The sequence below is a fragment of the Janthinobacterium sp. DSP2-3-3 genome (assembly GCF_049897325.1).
In the GTDB taxonomy this organism is placed as follows: domain Bacteria; phylum Pseudomonadota; class Gammaproteobacteria; order Burkholderiales; family Burkholderiaceae_D; genus Janthinobacterium.
In genome coordinates, this window is record NZ_JAFCWA010000009.1 from 18,301 (window position 1) to 35,017 (window position 16,717).

A 16,717-nucleotide genomic window follows, 5' to 3' on the forward strand; every position below is an offset into this window, starting at 1 on the left:
ATGATCGGGCGCAGGATAGCATTTCTTCAAGTGAATCTGCATGCGCCGGCAACTTCCGTGCGCGCGCGGCGGCAGCGTGCATCGGGCGCGCTCATATTGGGCCTTGTAAATCCATGAAACTGACAGGCGCCACGTCGACGCGCATGACCGGATACAGGTTCAGCCGCTCGTCCCACGAGGCGTGGCGGCGGGCGAAAAACTCCAGGCGCGCGTGCGGATTCTTTGCAAACGCGGGCTCATCGGCCAGCTTCTGCCGGAACTGCGCCGCCAGCACCGGGTCGGCCGCCAGCTGCGCGCGCGCCACATCCTCGGCCACATAGTCCTCCATGTATTCCTTGCGCTCGAACGCCGTGTTGAAGCTGCCCCAGGCCAGCAGCGAATCGGGCGCGCGCGGCTCGAACAGCGCCATCACCAGGCGCGCCTTCGGCTGGTTAACGGGCACGTACAGCACGCAGCGATCGACCAGGCGCACTGCCTTCTGCCATTCGCCCTGTACCGCCACCGTCTGGCGTCCTTCGAACGACTGCGCGCCGAACTTCACCTGCGTGGCGCGGAAGATTTCCACATTCTGCCTGGAGAAGAAGCCGGTCATTTCCTTGTAAGCGATGCCGTGCTGGCGCAATTTGGCGCCCACCATCTTCGCCTGCGCGCATGGCACCAGGTAGCCGGCCTTCGGCGCGGTCGCCTGCAGGTCGGGCACGATCTCGTCGCGTAGCGGCACGTTCCAGATTTGCGGCGTCTTTTCGTCATAGCGCGTCATCAGCGCGCCCGACACTTCGGACGGCGTGCGCGTATAGGCATAGCCGCGAAACGCGATCATGCGGCTTGTCTCCGTCGTCTTGTAGCTGAGGGGAAGCTGGCTACCGGCCAGCCGCATCGCGCGCAGGTCAGCCTCCACTGCGGTTTGTCGCCATGCGGCGCCGTGCTGCGCCATGTGCGACAGCAGGGAAACGATGGTGTTGCGCGTGATGCGCACACGGGTCGGGTAGTCCTTCCACGAGTGAGTTTCCACCAGCACGCCGAAACGGTTACGCAACAGGAAATAGCCGTGCGAAAAGCGCGGGTTCGGCGTCGAATCGACAAAACCCGACTGCGGATTGTCTTCTTCGGCAAACGACATGTAGAACGGCTTCGGATCGGAACCCTGCTTTGCCAGGTCGGCCAGCACACCGTCACGCAGCGCCTTCCCCGCCACGCGCAAGGCCGCATCACCCGCATGTACGGGTTCAACCTGGATCGAGATATCGGGTTCGAACTGGGCGCCATCCGTCACGTGCAGGTCGACATACGCCAGTGGATCCCAGGCATTGACCAGCGCCAGCATGTGCTGCATCTCGGGAGAGTCGGCCTTCATATAGTCGCGGTTCAAATTGAAATTCTGCGCCGTGCTGCGCCAGCCCATTTCCTGCGGCCCCCGCTGGTTCGGGCGGTTCCACGCGCCAAAGCGCTCATGGCCGTCGACATTAAAGACAGGCACGAACAGCAGCACCTGCTTGTCCAGCGCGCCGGCGGCTGCCTTGCCTTCCAAAACTTCGCGCAGGGCCAGGAAGCCCGCATCCTTGCCATCGATTTCGCCCGCATGGATGCCGCCCTGCACCAGCAGTACCGGTATCTTGCGCAGCTTGGCCGCCTCCGGCGTCAGCGCGCCCGTGTTGGAAACGGCCAGCGCCAGCATGCGCCGTCCTTCCGGTGTGCGGCCATACTCAAAGCAGCGCACCTGTTTCGGATGGTGGTCCTCGAAACGCTGGCACAAGGCTTCCACCTCCTCGTAGCGGCCCGTATTCTGGAAACCCGAGTACTCGGCCACCGTCTTCAGGGAAAACTGCCGCATATCGCGCGCGGCATGCGCGTTGACGGAAAACAGGGAAAATACGGCGGCGGACAGCAGGACATGGCGTAGCATCGGGCTAGCTCCATCAAGAGGGACAAGCGAGCAATTATAGGATGGCGGGCCGGGGAAAAACGCGCCGAAAAGCAAAAAAGCCGGAACAGCGATTGCTGTCCCGGCTTGATGTGCCTAGCTACTGGCAGATCGCATTATGAGCCGAAATGATAGTTGAATTCAACCCAGCCCTGGCGACCTTGCGGGCTGTAGCTGCCCACAGGATAGTACGGCCAGCCGCCGCTGTCGTCGCGCTTGATCTTGTCGAACACATTGTTGACGATCAGCGACAGGGTGGCGCGGTCATTGATGCGGTAGACCGTGCTGATATTGGCCAGGGCCGTCGGCGTCAAATAGCCCTTACCGGCAGCGTTCGGGATCTTGCTGTAGCGGCTGACCAGCAAGGTGTTCGACCAGTCGCCAGCGCTCCAGTTCACGCTCAGGTTCAGCTTGTCGCGCCAATCCGAATTGTTCAGCGACTTGAGCTCGTCGATCTCCTCGTCGCCGGCAAATTGCTGCGATTTGTTGCTCAGCACCTTGGCGTAATTGGCCTTGAAGGCAAAGCGGCCATAGTCCGTCGTGCGCAGCAAATACTTCAGGCTGACGTCGATGCCGCTGCTGCTTTGTTTCGCCGCATTGATGGGATTGACGGTGATGGTCTTGATCTCGCCGGCGCGGTTCAAGGCATTGGCCGCAAAGCGCTCCACGCGGCCCAGGGTGTCGACGCAGGTCGGCGAAGCGATATCGAGCTTGCCCAGGCGGCAATCGGATTCATCGCGCAAGATCTTGTCAGAACTCAGGTTGGTCACCAGGTCGTCAATCTGGATGTTCCAGTAGTCGATCGAGACGTCGAAATTGGAGCTTGGCGACCAGACGGCGCCCACGCCGAAGGACTTGCCTTTTTCCGACTGCAGATCCTTGCTGCCATTCTGCACATAGTCGGCGCCCGGCGACTTGCTGGCGAACTCGCACTTGTCGATGGCCTGACCGGCCGCGTTGCAGCGGTAGTAGTCGGTGGTGCTTGAGTAATAGCCCGTGCCGCGCGCCTTGTAAATGTAGTTCATGTCCGGCGCGCGGAAGCTGGTAGCGTAGTTGGCGCGGAACAGCAGGTCCGGTGCCGGACGCAGCTCCAGGCCGCCGTTATAGGTGAACTTGCCTTCGTGGCGGCCGGCAAAGCTGTAGCGGTCATAACGGCCTGCTAGTGTGCCGATCAGCTTTTCATGCAGCGGCAGATTCAATTCCGCCCCCAGCGCATAACGCGTGCGCGTGCCGGCCGTGATGTCAGACTTGGTGGCGACGTTGAAATAACCGTCGTTGAGGCGCGCGTCGGGCACATTGCTGAAGCCTTGCTTGCCCACTTCGGCGATGGTAGCGATCTTTGCCACGCCGGCCGGCAGCTGGAACAGGTCGCCATTCGTGGCCAGGCTCAGGGTATTCGTCCAGGCCTTGTCGTCACTGTCGGAATTGCCGGTGATGCTGTCGAACTCGGACGCCGTCACGCGGCGCGACAAACGGGCCGGATCGGGTGCGTAGATCGGCACGCCGCTCGCGTCCACGCCCAGTTTCGGACCCAGGAAGAAGCTGTCGATATTGGCCAGCGCGCGCGGCGTATGGCTTTCGCTCTTGTACATCGAGGCATTGTAATTGGCTTCGTACTGCCATGCCGTGCCTGGAATGCGGCCCTTGGCACCCAGCGAGATGGCCGTGGCCAAGTCGTCCCACTTGCGGTTGTAGCGCGATACGCCGCCTATTTCCTCAGGCGAAATATAGCGCGTCCACGCTTCATACTTGCCCGTATTCTGGTTGCGGAAATAACTGCTGCCCGTCGACGACGAGGTCCACGTGGGGCCGCGCGTATTGTTTTCCGTGGAGTTCTTGCCGATCAGGAAGTCGGCAAACAGGGTCGTTTCCGACGACAGCTCGTAGTTGGCGCTGCCGAAGACGTTCTGGCTGCGGTTCTTGGTCTGCGTGGTCCAGTAGGTCGGTCCCACTTTCGGGCTGGCGCAATAGCTGCCGTTCTTGGCCTGGTACTTGATGACGCTGCCGCCGTACATGTCGCCAAACTGGCTGCACGTGTCGCCCAGGTCCACGTAAGTACCGGACGTGCCGGCTTGCACCACGCGGCGCGAAACGATATTCGTCGGCGTGCCCGATTTGCTGGACATGAAGTCGCGGTCCAGGCTGGACAGCGGATCGCGCTGGCTCAGCTCCACGCTGAACAGGGTGTGCAGCTTGTCGAAATTGCCGCCGCCCGTCAGTTGCACGCGCTGGTTGCCGCCGCCGCCGCGCGTGGTGCCGCCCGCCTTGACGTTGATGTCAAAACCTTCCGTCTGTTTTTTCAGGATCACGTTGACCACGCCGGCGATCGCGTCCGAGCCATAGATGGCCGAGGCGCCGCCGTTGAGGATCTCGATGCGATCGACGATGCTCGACGGAATATTGGCCAGGTTGGTGAAGTTGACCGTGCCTTCATAGGCGACGGGGAAATCGGCCAGGCGGCGGCCGTTCAAGAGGATCAGCGTATGGTTCGGACCCAGGCCGCGCAGGCTGATGGTATTTGCCGATGGCGTGAAGGTATTGCCAAAGTCCTCGCCTTGCGTGAAGCCGCTGTTCTGCACCTGGTTGGTCAGCGCATCGAAGACGTTCTTGTAGCCCTGCTTGGTGATTTCATCGCCGGTCAGGATGGTGACCGAAGACGGGCCTTCCAGGCTGGCGCGGGGAATGCGCGAACCGGTGACCACGACGGCTGGCGGGGTGGCCGCCGGCTGCTGATCCGCTGCGGGCGCTTGTGTTTGCGCATGCGCCTGCCATGCGGAGCCGCCCAGGATGGCCAGTACGGCGATGGTGAGCGGTGGCAACTTGAATTGTATAGGCATCTTTGCGCTTCTCAAGGTTAGGGAGAAAGCGAAAGATATCAAAATGCCAGTGTTTATAGAACGAATGGATTTGTCTTTCCATATATCATAATTGTTATATAGAAATATATTCGAGAAAAAGGCGCGCGCTATCGTTGCCTTATCGCAATTTCCTGGTAGGCCGGCCGCAGCAGGCGCATGGACGTATCGGCCGGATTCTGCATCGAACTCAACAGCCTGGTCGCCCCCGTGGCCGGCGTGCAGCTGCCGCTGCTGCGGTAGCGCAGCGCCGCCGCCAGCATGCCTTCGGCCGTGTCGCCCAACTGGTGCTGATAATCGTCCGCCACGTCGCAGGTCGGCGCCATGCCATCGGCGAAGTCGCCAAAGCCCTTGGCGTTGACACCCTGGAACTGCACGGCGAAGTACGTGGTGCCGCAGTTCGGCCTGGGGTAGAAACCGTAGGGCTTGCCGCACGTCGTGCCGCCGATCAGGTTGACTTGCACGTCCACGCCGCGTAAGCCATTGATGATGGCTTCACTGGCCGAGCAGGTATTGCCCGTTGTCAGCAAGGTCACCCGCTTGAGCCCCAGGGAGGGCAGCACCGTCCCCTTGGGCAGAGGGTTCGGCCCGGCAAAGCCCTGGCTTTGCGCATGGAATGGCACGGGCGCTTCCGGACGCGTCTTGTCGTTGAAGAGCACCTGCTCGAAGGTCTTGCCGGTGGTGACTTGCGGGCCGGCAATCATGTAAGCAAGTTCGCTGGCGACATCCAGGTAGCCGCCGCCGTTGTAGCGCACGTCAAGCACCAGGTCGCTGATGCCGGCCGCCTGGAAGCGGCGCATGGTCTCGACCAGCTGGCGCTCGGCGACATTATTGTGGGTGTTGAAGGTCAGATAGCCCACCTTGCCCGTGGGGGTGTCGATGATACGCTCGTTCTGCACGGCGCTGGTGTTCACGTCCACCGCCGTCAGGCTCACGGACATGGGTGCCCCGTTGCGGCTGAATCCCAGCGTGTGCGTGCCTTGTGCCTTGGGGAACAGTCCCGCGTTGATGATCTTCACGCTGGCCGTATCGGGGGCATAGACGAAATCGACGCCATCGATGGTTTGCAGCAGGTCGCCGCGCTGCAAACCCGCCAGTGCCGCCGGCGAGCCCGGCTCGACGATCGAGATCACCGCCTTGCGCGGCGGCGTGGTGCGCGTCAGCGCCAGCAACATGCCGTAGCCCAACTCCACGCCATTGAGCGAGGCTTCCCATTCCGCCGTCGTGTACGTGAAATGGAACTGGTCCTTCGGCTTGCCGGACGCCATCGTGGCCGTTGTTTTCAGCACGTCGAAATACGCGATGGGCGTGGTGAAGCTTTGCGGCTGGTAGGTGGTCGGCACTTCGCGGTACCACAGATAGGTTTCATCGATCCAGCTGCGCACCCACGTCAGTTCATCGAGCAAGCTACCCTGCTTGTCGATGCTGCTGCCGCTGCGCGGTGCCTCGCAGCGGTTCGCGACCGTGGAGGAAGCGACCAGCGCCGTGGGACCCGTCGGCGTCAAGGGCGGCACGACGGCCGCACTGTCGCTGCTGCCGCCACCACCGCCGCAGGCGCTCAACAACAATACGAGAGGAACGGCCAGGGAAGAGAGGCGCAGGGAAGACATAGCAAACTTTCCGAAAAGAAATTATCGAAAAATTATAAGGCGTTTTACCAACAGGCGTTGTTTTCTTTAACACAATGGCGCCCGCAGGCGCCATTGCTAGAGTGTCTCGCTCACCATCACGCCACGGTGGCCGCCACGGGTGCTGCCACGATGGGCGGCAGCGGCGTCGGCGCGTTGAAGGCGATCAGCAAACTGGCTTCCTTCTCTTTCGCCGCCTTCAAATGACGCTCCTTCACGTGACCATAGCCGCGGATGTCTTCCGGGATGCTGGCAATGGCCACGGCTTGCGCCAGCTTGGCCGTCGTCAGTTTCGGCAGCAAGCCGCCCACCGTTGCACGGTATTCAAGAATCAGCGCGCGTTCCATCTTGCGCTCGGCCGTGTGGCCGAACACGTCGAAGGCCGTGCCACGCAAGCCCTTGAACTTGGCCAGCACGCCGAAGGCCTTCAGCATCCACGGGCCATATTCCTTCTTGATCAGATGGCCCTGGGCATCCGTTTTCGCCATGATCGGCGGCGCCAGGTGGAATTTGAGCTTGATGTCGCCTTCGAACATGGCGGCGATCTTCGCCTGGAAGGCGCCGTCCGTGTACAGGCGCGCCACCTCGTATTCGTCCTTGTAAGCCATCAGCTTGTAGAAATAGCGGGCCACGGCTTCCGTCAGGCGCAGCTGCGGGCCATTCAGGGCGCTTTCGGCCGCGCGCACCTGGCCGACGAAGTCCAGGTACTGTTGCGCATACGCGCGATCCTGGTAGGCCGTCAGCAGAGCCACGCGCTTTTCGATGATGTCGTCGAGCGTGTCGATGCGCTTGAATTCCACCACTTTCGCCGGCGTCGTCATGCGCACCAGGCTGGCCGTATCGTGGGCGCCCGTGCGGCCCCAGTTGAAGGCGGCCTTGTTGAATGCCACCGAGACGTTGTTCAAGTCGATGGCTTTCATGATGGACGCTTCGGTGAGCGGCACTTTGCCCTTTTGCCAGGCATAACCGAGCATGAACATATTCGTCGCGATCGAGTCGCCCATCAGCGCCGTAGCGATCTGGCCCGCGTCGATGAAGTCGACGTGGTCGCTGCCGCACGCCTTTTCGATTTCCATGCGCGCGGAAGCACCGGGGAATTGCCAGTCCGGGTTTTTCACGAAGGCGGCCGTCGACGAGCTGGTCGAGTTGATCATGGCCCAACTGCGTCCTTCACCCATGCGCGACAGGGCGTCGCGGCTGGCCGTGACGATCAAATCGCAGCCGATGACGAGATCGGCCGCACCGGTGCCGACGCGCGTCGAGTGGATATCTTCCTGGCGGTCCGCCAGGCGCACATGCGACATCACGGGGCCGCCCTTTTGCGCCAGGCCGCTCATGTCGAGCACGGAACACCCCTTGCCTTCCACGTGCGCCGCCATGGCCAGGATCTGGCCGACAGTGACCACGCCCGTGCCGCCGATGCCGGTGACTAAAATGCCGAACGGCTCCGCCGTCGAAGGAATGACTGGCGTCGGCAAGGCCGGTGCGGCTGGCGCATCCTTGTCGGCGCTCGCCGCTTTCTTCGGCTTTTTCAATCCGCCGCCTTCCACTGTCACGAAGCTGGGGCAGAAACCCGTCGTGCACGAGAAATCCTTGTTGCAGGACGACTGGTTGATCTGGCGCTTGCGCCCCAGGTCCGTTTCCAGCGGTTCCACCGACAGGCAGTTCGATTGCACGGAGCAGTCGCCGCAGCCTTCGCAGACGGCTTCGTTGATGACGGCGCGCTTGGCCGGGTCCGGATACTCATTGCGTTTCCGGCGGCGGCGTTTTTCCGAGGCGCAGGTCTGGTCGTAAATCATGGCCGACACGCCGGGCATGTCGCGCAATTCGCGCTGCACGTCCATCAGTTCCGAACGGTGGCGCACGGTGACGCCTTCGGCCCAGGCGTAATCGTCCGGGTATTTTTCCGGTTCGTCAGTGACGACGATGATGGGGCCCACGCCTTCGGCGGCGATCTGGCGCGAAATGATGGCCGGCGACAGGGGGCCGTCGAATTCCTGGCCGCCCGTCATGGCCACCGCATCGTTGAACAGGATTTTGTAAGTGATGTTCACCTTGGCCGAGACGGCGGCGCGGATCGCCAGGATGCCCGAGTGGAAATACGTGCCGTCACCGAGGTTGGTAAACACGTGCTTTTCATTCGTGAACGGCGCCTGCCCCACCCACGTGACGCCTTCGGCGCCCATGTGGGTAAACGTCGACGTCTCGCGGTCCATCCACAGCACCATGTAGTGACAGCCGATGCCGGCCAGCGCGCGCGAGCCTTCCGGCACCTTGGTCGAGCTATTGTGCGGACAGCCGGAGCAGAAGAACGGCGTGCGGTCTTTTTGCGGATCGGGTTTCACGCTGATCGCTTTCAGCACATTCTCTTTGGCTTCCAGGTAGGCGATGCGTTCCTTCACGCGCTGCTCGACCGGATGACCCGCATAGTAGCGCGAAATGCGGCTGGCAATCGCGCGCGCGATCATGGCCGGGTTCAGCTCATACGTGGCAGGCAGCAGCCAGTCGCCGTGACCCGTGCCCTTCTGGTTGCTCCATTCGCCCGTGTCGTCGAACTTGCCGACCACGCGCGGACGCTCGCCATCCTTCAAGTTATACAGTTCTTCCTTCAGCGCGTATTCGAGGATTTGACGCTTTTCTTCCACCACGAGGATTTCATCGAGGCCCTTGGCAAATTCGTGCACGCCGTCCGCTTCCAGCGGCCAGGTCATGCCGATCTTGTACAGGCGGATGCCGATGTCGGACGCCGTCTGCTCGTCGATGCCCAGGTCGGCCAGCGCCTGGCGCGTGTCCAGGTAGGATTTGCCGGCCGTGATGATGCCGATGCGCGCCTTCGGGCTGTCCCAGATGATTTTATTGAGTTTGTTGGCACGCGCATAGGCCAGCGCCGCATACCATTTGTAGCTGTTCATGCGGACTTCTTGTTCCAGCACCGTGTCGGGCCAGCGGATGTTCAAGCCACCAGCCGGCATCTCGAAGTCGGTCGGCAAGGTGATCTGCACGCGGTCCGGGTCGAAATCGACGGCGGCGCCCGACTCGATGATATCGGTCACGCATTTCATCGAGACCCACAGGCCCGTGTAGCGGCTCATGGCCCAGGCGTGCAAGCCGTAATCGATGTACTCCTGCACCGACGACGGGTACAGCACGGGGATGCCGCAAGCGTTCAGGATATGGTCGGACTGGTGCGCCGTGGACGAGGATTTCGCCGCATGGTCGTCGCCGGCCAGCACCAGCACGCCGCCGTGCTTGGCGGAGCCGGCGTTATTCGCGTGCTTGAAGACGTCGCCGCAGCGGTCGACGCCGGGACCCTTGCCGTACCACATGCCGAACACGCCGTCGTATTTCGCGTCTTCGAACAGATTCGTTTGCTGCGTGCCCCAGACAGCCGTGGCGGCCAGGTCTTCGTTCAGGCCCGGGTGGAATTTGACGTGGTGTTCATCGAGGTATTTCTTGGCCTTGATCGCCGTCATGTCGACAGACGTCACAGGCGAACCGCGGTAACCGGTGATGTAGCCAGCCGTATTCAGGCCAGCCTTGAGATCGCGCTCGCGCTGCAACATGGGCAGGCGGATCAGCGCTTGTGTGCCCGTCATGAAGGCGCGGCCACGCTCTAGCGTGTATTTGTCGTTCAGGGAAATTTCAGACGCGTGCGCGCCCGGCTCAAGACTCGAGCCCTTGATTGGTGCATTCATTACTTGTCTCCATTATTCTCTGTGCTACGCGTGCAAAGTCGGTTGAACTCACACGTACCGGCCGCGCTTTGTGAGCATGCCGGTGCGGAAAAATGACTTGTTTGTCGTAGACTACCACAGGAATGCGCGCAGTTCTTTGCTGCGCTGCACTCCTGCGTTGTTACCTTTTTGCTGCTATTTTCACTACTGCTTGTTACAAAGCAACATTACGCCGCATTCGTATCTTTCAGCACGCCGCGCTTGATCTGGTCCAGCTCGATCGATTCGAACAGGGCGCGGAAATTGCCTTCGCCGAAGCCCTGGTCGCCCTTGCGCTGGATGATCTCGAAGAAGATCGGGCCGATCACCGTCTGCGTGAAGATTTGCAGCAACAGTTCGCGTTCCGTTTCCGTGCTGTGGCCATCGATCAGGATGCGCAAACGGCGCAGTTCTTCCAGCTGTTCGCCGTGATTCGGCAGGCGGCGGTTGACCAGTTCATAGTAAGTTTCAATCGTGTCCTGGAAATCGATACCCGTATCGCGCATGCCTTGCACCGACGCGTAGATATTGTCCGTGCCCAGGGCGATGTGCTGGATGCCTTCGCCATGGTACTGGTCCAGGTATTCGGCGATCTGCGACTTATCGTCCGACGATTCATTGATCGGAATGCGGATCTTGCCGCACGGCGAAGTCATGGCCTTGGATTTGAGGCCCGTCAGCTTGCCTTCGATGTCGAAATAGCGCACCTCGCGGAAATTGAACAGGCTTTCATAGAACGTCGCCCATTCCTTCATGCGGCCACGGTGCACATTGTGCGTCAGGTGGTCGATATAGGTCAGGCCATGGCCGACCGGGTTGGCGACGGCGCCGGGAATGGCGACGAAGTCGACGTCATAGATGCTGATGTCGCCGATGCCGCCAGGAGCGGCCGCGTCCGGCTTGTCGGCGCCCTTGCCGCGCCAGCGGTCGACGAAGTACAGCAGGGAATCGCCCACGCCCTTGATGGCGGGGATATTCAGCTCCATCGGCCCCGTTTTATTGTCGAAACCCCAGGCGCCCAGTTCCAGCGCGCGGCGATACACAAAGGCCGCGTCGTCAACACGGATGGCGATGGCGCACACGGACGGGCCATGATGGCGGGCAAAACGCTGCGCGAACGAATCTTGTTCGGCATTGATGATGAAATTGATGTCGCCCTGACGGTACAGGGTCACATCCTTGTGACGGTGGCGCGCGATGGCCGTGAAGCCCATGTTCTCGAACAGCTTGCCCAATGCTTTTGGGTCTGGTGCTGCATACTCGACGAACTCGAAACCATCGGTACCCATCGGGTTATCCCAAGGCTGAAATTGCATGATGTCTCCTCCAAGAAGTAGCGCACAGTATAGGCGTGGGTCACGGGCATTAAATGCCAAAGATCTCCCGAACAATCATGATTTGCGCAATAATATTGCGTGAAACGAGAACCACCGGAGGGAGCATGAGCAAAATTACGCTGGATAAAACGGACCGCAAGATCCTTGCCGTCCTGCAGGCCGATGGCCGATTGTCGAATCAGGACGTGGCCGAGCAGGTCAGCCTGTCGCCGTCGCCATGCTTGCGCCGCGTCAAACGGCTGGAAGAAGCGGGCGTCATCCGCCAGTACGTGGCCTTGCTGGACCCGGAAAAGATCGGCCTGGGCTTGCTCGCTTACGTGAATGTGCGGCTGGAAAAGCACAGCGACGCCACCGCCCACAGCACGGCGCGCGTGCTGGCGCCCAACCTGGTGACGAATACCTCGCCGCGCGCCGACTTCGCCGTGGCCGTGGCGCATTGGCCGGAAGTGGTGGCTTGCTATGCGATGACGGGCGAAATGGATTATCTGTTGCGCGTGCACGTAGAAGACATGGAGCACTTTTCGCGCTTCATGATGGCGACCCTGCTGCGCCACCCGGCCGTGCTGGACGTCAAATCGAGCTTTGCCTTGCAGCGCATCAAGGATACGACGGCCCTGCCGCTGCTGTAATTACTCTGCTGGCGGGGATGGCGGGGGCGGCGCTGGTCTCTTGCGTCCCGGCAAGCGTTCGAACAGTTTATACGCGGCGCGCGCGTTCGCCTTGAGCGTGTAGTCGAACATGGCAAACTGCTCCTGCACGGCTTCCTGCAGCATGCTGGATGGATTCGGCGGCAACAGTTTCAAATAGGCATCGGCTTCGCCATAGTCGCGCTGGATTTCCATGCCCGCCTTCTTGGCGATATGCATCATCGTCTTGTTCGACGACAAACAATGCATGTACAGGGTATCGACATCGTTGTTACGGCAGTGAATCGCCGCCCGCTCGAACAGTTTCGAACCGACGCCCATGCCGCGCATGGATTTCGACACGGACACGCCAAACTCGGCCACCTGCTCCTTGTCCGTGACGACACTTTTCGCCGGCGACTTGTCTTTCGGCGCGAACGCCAGATGCCCCACGCCCACCAGCTTGAACAGACTGTTGTAGACGCCATAAATCATGTCGCGCGAGAAATCCATCTTCTGTACGTACTGCGCCACCAGTTCATCGGGCAAGGCGCTGCCGAAGCGCAGCAGCCGGTCGCTTTTCTCGAGCGACAGGAAATGCTTCATCATGCGGCGCCGGTCGCGCTCATGCAACTGCTTGACCAGCACGGTCGGACGCCCACCGCCGCTACGGCTGAGCCAACGGCGAAACGGGTTTTGAAACAGCTTGGGTAAGGTCACGACGACTCCTGGGGGCGGTGCTGCGGCACGTCAGGCCGGCATTGTGCAGCGCAACATTGTGGCGCCATTGTAGCCTATTCCCGCCATTCAAGCCTGGGCCAGGAATGCTTGCACGGCCGCCACCCGCGCCGCATGGATGACTTCAGGGATGCGTTTCGGCTCCGCGCAACCTTGCGCCAGCGCCCCTGCGTTGACGGCGCGCGCCGCGTCCAGGCCACCCTGCAGCCGTGCCGCCGGCGCAAAGTCGCCGCTGACCAGCCCATCGCAAGCCACGGCCTGTAGCAGTTGCGCAAAGCGCTGCGGCTTGCGCAAGCCGTCGCAGCGTTCGCACAAGGCGACGATGGCTTCAGCGCTCAACTCCAGCGCGCCATTGATATGGTCCAGCTCGCGCGCTGCCATGACGGCCAGCGCGCGGCACTCGTTGGGCACGCGCAGGCGCTCGCTCAGCTGCTCGATGGCATCCTTGCTTATATGTAGCATCAAGGCGGCGAAGCGCACGGGCAAGTCATGACCTTGCGCGGCGGCATGATCGATGACCTGCAGCAAGTGCTCGCTCAGCTGGATTTCTCCCATGATGCGCGCCAGCGCGCCGCATTCGTGCAGCACCGTCAGCATGCGCGAAGGGTGGCTTTCCATCAGCCCCTTGGCCACTTCCTGCCACACGCGCTCAGCCACCAGGGCGTCGACTTCGCCGTCGGCCACCATCTGGCGCATCAGCGCCATGGTAGCGGGCGCAACCGTAAAAGCGTCGAAACGGGCGGCAAAGCGGGCCAGGCGCAAGATGCGCACGGGGTCTTCGCCGAACGCGTCGGAAACGTGGCGGAAGATTTTATTCTGGATATCCTCGATGCCGCCGAACGGGTCGGTCAGGCTGCCGTCTTCGGCCCGGGCAATGGCGTTGATGGTGAGATCGCGCCGCACCAAGTCATCTTCCAGGGTGACGTCGGGCGCCGTGTGGAAGACAAAGCCCCGATAGCCGGGCGCCGTCTTGCGCTCCGTGCGGGCCAAGGCGTATTCTTCCTGCGTCTTCGGGTGCAAAAACACGGGGAAATCCTTGCCCACGGGGCGAAAACCCTGGCGCAGCATGTCTTCCGGCGTAGCGCCCACGACGACGTGGTCGTGGTCTTTCACGGGCAAGCCCAGCAGTTGGTCGCGCACCGCGCCACCGACCGTGTAAATCTTCATGGTGAACTTCTCTTTAATCGGGCAATTCCGCGTCGTGCTTGGCAGCGACTTCCGTCTCCGCCAGCGCTTCCGTGATCCAGCGGGCCACGGCAGGGTGCGCCTGCACGCGCTCGCAATACGCGTTCAGCGCCGGCGCCAGGCTCACGCCATAGGTACGGAAACGCATGACGACGGGGGCGAAATACGCATCGGCGATGGAAAACTCGCCAAACAGGAACTGGTGGTGGCCAAAACGCGACAAGCACTCTTCCCAGATTTCGCTGATGCGGCCAATGTCGGCCTGCGCGGCGGCCGTGCGGCCCCGTCCCGGCAACTTGGCCTTGATATTCATCGACATATCCGTGCGCAAGCCGGAGAAACCGGAATGCATTTCCGCGCAGACACAGCGCGCCATGGCGCGCGCGGCCACATCTTGCGGCCACATGTGTTTATCGGGAAACTGCTCGGCCAGGTATTCGCAAATGGCCAGGCTATCCCAGATCGTGATCTCGCCCGCCAGCAGCACGGGGACCCGGCCGCAGGCGGAATACTCGGCGATGTTGGTGGCCGTGTCGCTCTGGTCGAGCAGCACGCGCACTTCCTGGAACGGGATGCCGAAGGCCGTCATGGCCACCCACGGGCGCATCGACCACGAAGAGTAATTCTTGTTGCCGATGATGAGGGTCAGGCCCGGCTCGCGCGCGGCGGCCAGGGTTTGCGTCAGGCTGGGGTCAAGGATGGTCGTTTGCATGGTCGGGTATCAAAGGTATGGTTCAAGGCAAATCGGCCGCGATGGCGCTGTTTTTCGGCCCCACGGTACCCAGGCGCGCTTTCAGCGATTGCGGGCGCTTCTCGAACAGGGCCGCGTAATAGGTGGCGTTGGCCATCACGTTTTTCACATAGCCGCGCGTTTCTGTGTACGGAATGATCTCGGCGAAGACGGCGCCTTCCAGCGGACGCGTCATGGTGGCGCGCCAGATGCGCAAGCGCCCCGGCCCCGCGTTGTAGGCGGCGCTGGCCAGCACTTGCGAACCATCGAGGCCGCCCAGCACCATGTTCAGGTAATTCGTGCCCAGCAAGACGTTGGTGCGTACATCGCTCAAGGTTTCCGTCACGAAATCGGTCAGGCCGATCTTCTTGGCGACATAACGGGCCGTCGACGGCATCACCTGCATCAAACCGGAGGCGCCCACATGCGACTGCGCATCCATGATGAAGCGCGATTCCTGGCGGATCAAGCCATACACCCAGGCCTTGTCCAGGCCCAGGGTTTGCGTGGCCGGGTGCATGACGTCGTCGTGCGGCGTCGGATAGCGCTGCGTGTAATCGACTTCCAGGCGCGTGCGGTCCGAGGTGTTGACCATGCGGTCGAGCACGTTCTTCTGACGCGCAAATTCCGCAGCCGCCAGATGTTGGCGATCCGTCATCGAACGCAATTCCCAGTTCCACTCGCGCGTGCCTTCAAAGCGCAAGCGCATGTTGAAGAATTTCAAGGCCCGCTGCAAGCCCGGATTGGCGGCCATGGCGGCGATTTCCGCCGGCGTGACGGGCTGGCCCGGCGGCGGCAGCACCAAATGGTTGCCCAGCTCTTCATTGGCCAGCAAGCCGTAAAAGTTCGATTGCTCGGAAATCGTGCGATACAGGGTATCGGCTTGCGCATTCGGGCGGTCCGGCGTTTCCGCCTGCTGCGCGCGCGCCAGCCAATAGACCCAGGTGGGGTCCGTGCGCAGGGAGGCCGGCATGGCCTGGATGGACGACTTCACCATGGGCCAGTTGCCTTCGCGCAAGGCAATGCGCGTTTTCCACTGCATCTGCTCCTGGGTCAACGGTGCGCCATTGGTTTTTTGCCAATATTCAAACGCTTCCGGCGCCAGCGAATACGATGCCTGCAAGGCCAGGCTGGCCCAGCCGATGGCTTGCTCCTGCGCCGTCAGTTGTCCGCTGGCCTTTTGCAACGCCACCACGCCCAGCTTCAGGGTGCTTTTCGCCATGCGCCCCACGGCCACCAGGTACATCTCATGGTCGGCGCGACTTGGCCCCGGTCCTTTGGCCAGCATCAACGCGGGCAAATCGATGGCTTGCGCCATCTTCGCATCGGACGCACCCAGCAGCAGCGCGATGCGGCGCGCCGGGCCCGTGGCATTCGTCTGGCCCGCCAGGCGGATCTGCGCCCACAGGTCATTCGTGTCGAACTGGCCATTTTGCGCCAAGGCGGCAATCAGGCTGCCGCACGCTTCGCCATAGCCGGGTGGCGACACCAGCAGGTTGCGCGCCTCGGGTGCCACGTTCTGGCCTTTGGCGGCACGCGACATCAGCGCGTAGCACTTGAGCTGGGTGTCGTCATCGAGGGCGAATTGCGGATATTGCTCGTCAAACACGACCCAGTCGCGCTTGCGGCCCAGCTCCAGCAGCCAGTCGTTGCGGAAACGGTCGGCGATGGCGCTGCCCTTGTAGCGATTCAGGTAATCGCGAAATTGCGCCTCGGTCAACTGTTTGATGCGCGGTTTCAGCCGATAATAGTCAACATACGATGGAATCTGGTAATTCGTCAGGCGTCCCGCATAAAAGTCGGCTTTTTCGGCGTCATCCTTGCGCGCGGCGTCGCGCAGCAGCAGGAAGGCATCATCCTCGCTGCGCGTGTCGGGGGCGGCAGGAGAGACGGTGGCGGATACCTGGGCCAGGGCGGCCAGGGGAGACAAGGCCGATGCAACACACAGCATCGTGCCGGCAATCCATTTCAGTGGGGAAATCAA

Annotated in this window: 10 protein-coding genes; 1 reads left to right on the forward strand and 9 read right to left on the reverse strand. The window is 61.8% G+C overall.

The annotated features are described in order from the left end of the window. Positions 1 to 91 precede the first annotated feature (91 nt). The 5 genes from ACP7DE_RS18255 to hppD all read right to left on the reverse strand — a co-directional run bounded on the left by ACP7DE_RS18255 (position 92) and on the right by hppD (position 11,433). Positions 92 to 1,903, reverse strand: coding sequence for a M14 family metallopeptidase (locus tag ACP7DE_RS18255; RefSeq protein WP_426073411.1), 1,812 nt, complete (start codon positions 1,901 to 1,903; stop codon positions 92 to 94). 134 nt (positions 1,904 to 2,037) lie between these two features. Then, complete coding sequence (locus tag ACP7DE_RS18260; RefSeq protein ID WP_426073412.1) at positions 2,038 to 4,758, reverse strand: TonB-dependent receptor plug domain-containing protein; 2,721 nt, start codon at positions 4,756 to 4,758, stop codon at positions 2,038 to 2,040. Between the two features lie 128 nt (positions 4,759 to 4,886). Further along, positions 4,887 to 6,386, reverse strand: a complete 1,500-nt coding sequence (locus ACP7DE_RS18265; protein ID WP_426073413.1) for a S41 family peptidase — start codon at positions 6,384 to 6,386, stop codon at positions 4,887 to 4,889. Positions 6,387 to 6,502: 116 nt separating this feature from the next. After that, on the reverse strand, positions 6,503 to 10,099 hold the full coding sequence (locus tag ACP7DE_RS18270; RefSeq protein ID WP_426073414.1) for an indolepyruvate ferredoxin oxidoreductase family protein: 3,597 nt from the start codon (positions 10,097 to 10,099) through the stop codon (positions 6,503 to 6,505). A 206-nt stretch (positions 10,100 to 10,305) separates the two neighbouring features. Next, the gene (hppD, locus tag ACP7DE_RS18275; RefSeq protein ID WP_099377883.1) at positions 10,306 to 11,433 is read right to left on the reverse strand and encodes a 4-hydroxyphenylpyruvate dioxygenase; all 1,128 of its coding nucleotides are present in this window, start codon (positions 11,431 to 11,433) and stop codon (positions 10,306 to 10,308) included. Between the two features lie 125 nt (positions 11,434 to 11,558). Between hppD and ACP7DE_RS18280 the strand changes: the two genes are divergently transcribed. Further along, positions 11,559 to 12,083, forward strand: coding sequence for an Lrp/AsnC family transcriptional regulator (locus ACP7DE_RS18280; protein WP_070220829.1), 525 nt, complete (start codon positions 11,559 to 11,561; stop codon positions 12,081 to 12,083). Here ACP7DE_RS18280 and ACP7DE_RS18285 read toward each other — a convergent pair whose 3' ends face one another. The 4 genes from ACP7DE_RS18285 to ACP7DE_RS18300 form a co-directional block, all read right to left on the reverse strand. After that, positions 12,084 to 12,800 (reverse strand): GNAT family N-acetyltransferase, encoded by a 717-nt coding sequence (locus tag ACP7DE_RS18285; protein WP_426073415.1) that lies wholly within the window; start codon positions 12,798 to 12,800, stop codon positions 12,084 to 12,086. 87 nt (positions 12,801 to 12,887) lie between these two features. Continuing rightward, positions 12,888 to 13,985 carry a multifunctional CCA addition/repair protein gene (locus ACP7DE_RS18290; RefSeq protein WP_426073416.1) on the reverse strand — a complete coding sequence of 366 codons (1,098 nt, stop codon included), beginning with the start codon at positions 13,983 to 13,985 and terminating at the stop codon, positions 12,888 to 12,890. A 13-nt stretch (positions 13,986 to 13,998) separates the two neighbouring features. Continuing rightward, on the reverse strand, positions 13,999 to 14,715 hold the full coding sequence (locus ACP7DE_RS18295) for a glutathione S-transferase family protein (protein WP_426073417.1): 717 nt from the start codon (positions 14,713 to 14,715) through the stop codon (positions 13,999 to 14,001). Positions 14,716 to 14,737: 22 nt separating this feature from the next. Further along, a complete protein-coding gene (locus tag ACP7DE_RS18300; protein ID WP_426073418.1) occupies positions 14,738 to 16,717 on the reverse strand; it encodes a transglycosylase SLT domain-containing protein in 1,980 nt (659 codons plus the stop codon).

Coding starts and splice junctions, on each gene's coding strand:
- ACP7DE_RS18255 (WP_426073411.1), bottom strand. CDS start 1,903: ATGCTACGCCATGTCCTGCTGTCCGCCGCCGTATTTTCCCTGTTTTCC.
- ACP7DE_RS18260 (WP_426073412.1), bottom strand. CDS start 4,758: ATGCCTATACAATTCAAGTTGCCACCGCTCACCATCGCCGTACTGGCC.
- ACP7DE_RS18265 (WP_426073413.1), bottom strand. CDS start 6,386: ATGTCTTCCCTGCGCCTCTCTTCCCTGGCCGTTCCTCTCGTATTGTTG.
- ACP7DE_RS18270 (WP_426073414.1), bottom strand. CDS start 10,099: ATGAATGCACCAATCAAGGGCTCGAGTCTTGAGCCGGGCGCGCACGCG.
- hppD (WP_099377883.1), bottom strand. CDS start 11,433: ATGCAATTTCAGCCTTGGGATAACCCGATGGGTACCGATGGTTTCGAG.
- ACP7DE_RS18280 (WP_070220829.1), top strand. CDS start 11,559: ATGAGCAAAATTACGCTGGATAAAACGGACCGCAAGATCCTTGCCGTC.
- ACP7DE_RS18290 (WP_426073416.1), bottom strand. CDS start 13,985: ATGAAGATTTACACGGTCGGTGGCGCGGTGCGCGACCAACTGCTGGGC.
- ACP7DE_RS18295 (WP_426073417.1), bottom strand. CDS start 14,715: ATGCAAACGACCATCCTTGACCCCAGCCTGACGCAAACCCTGGCCGCC.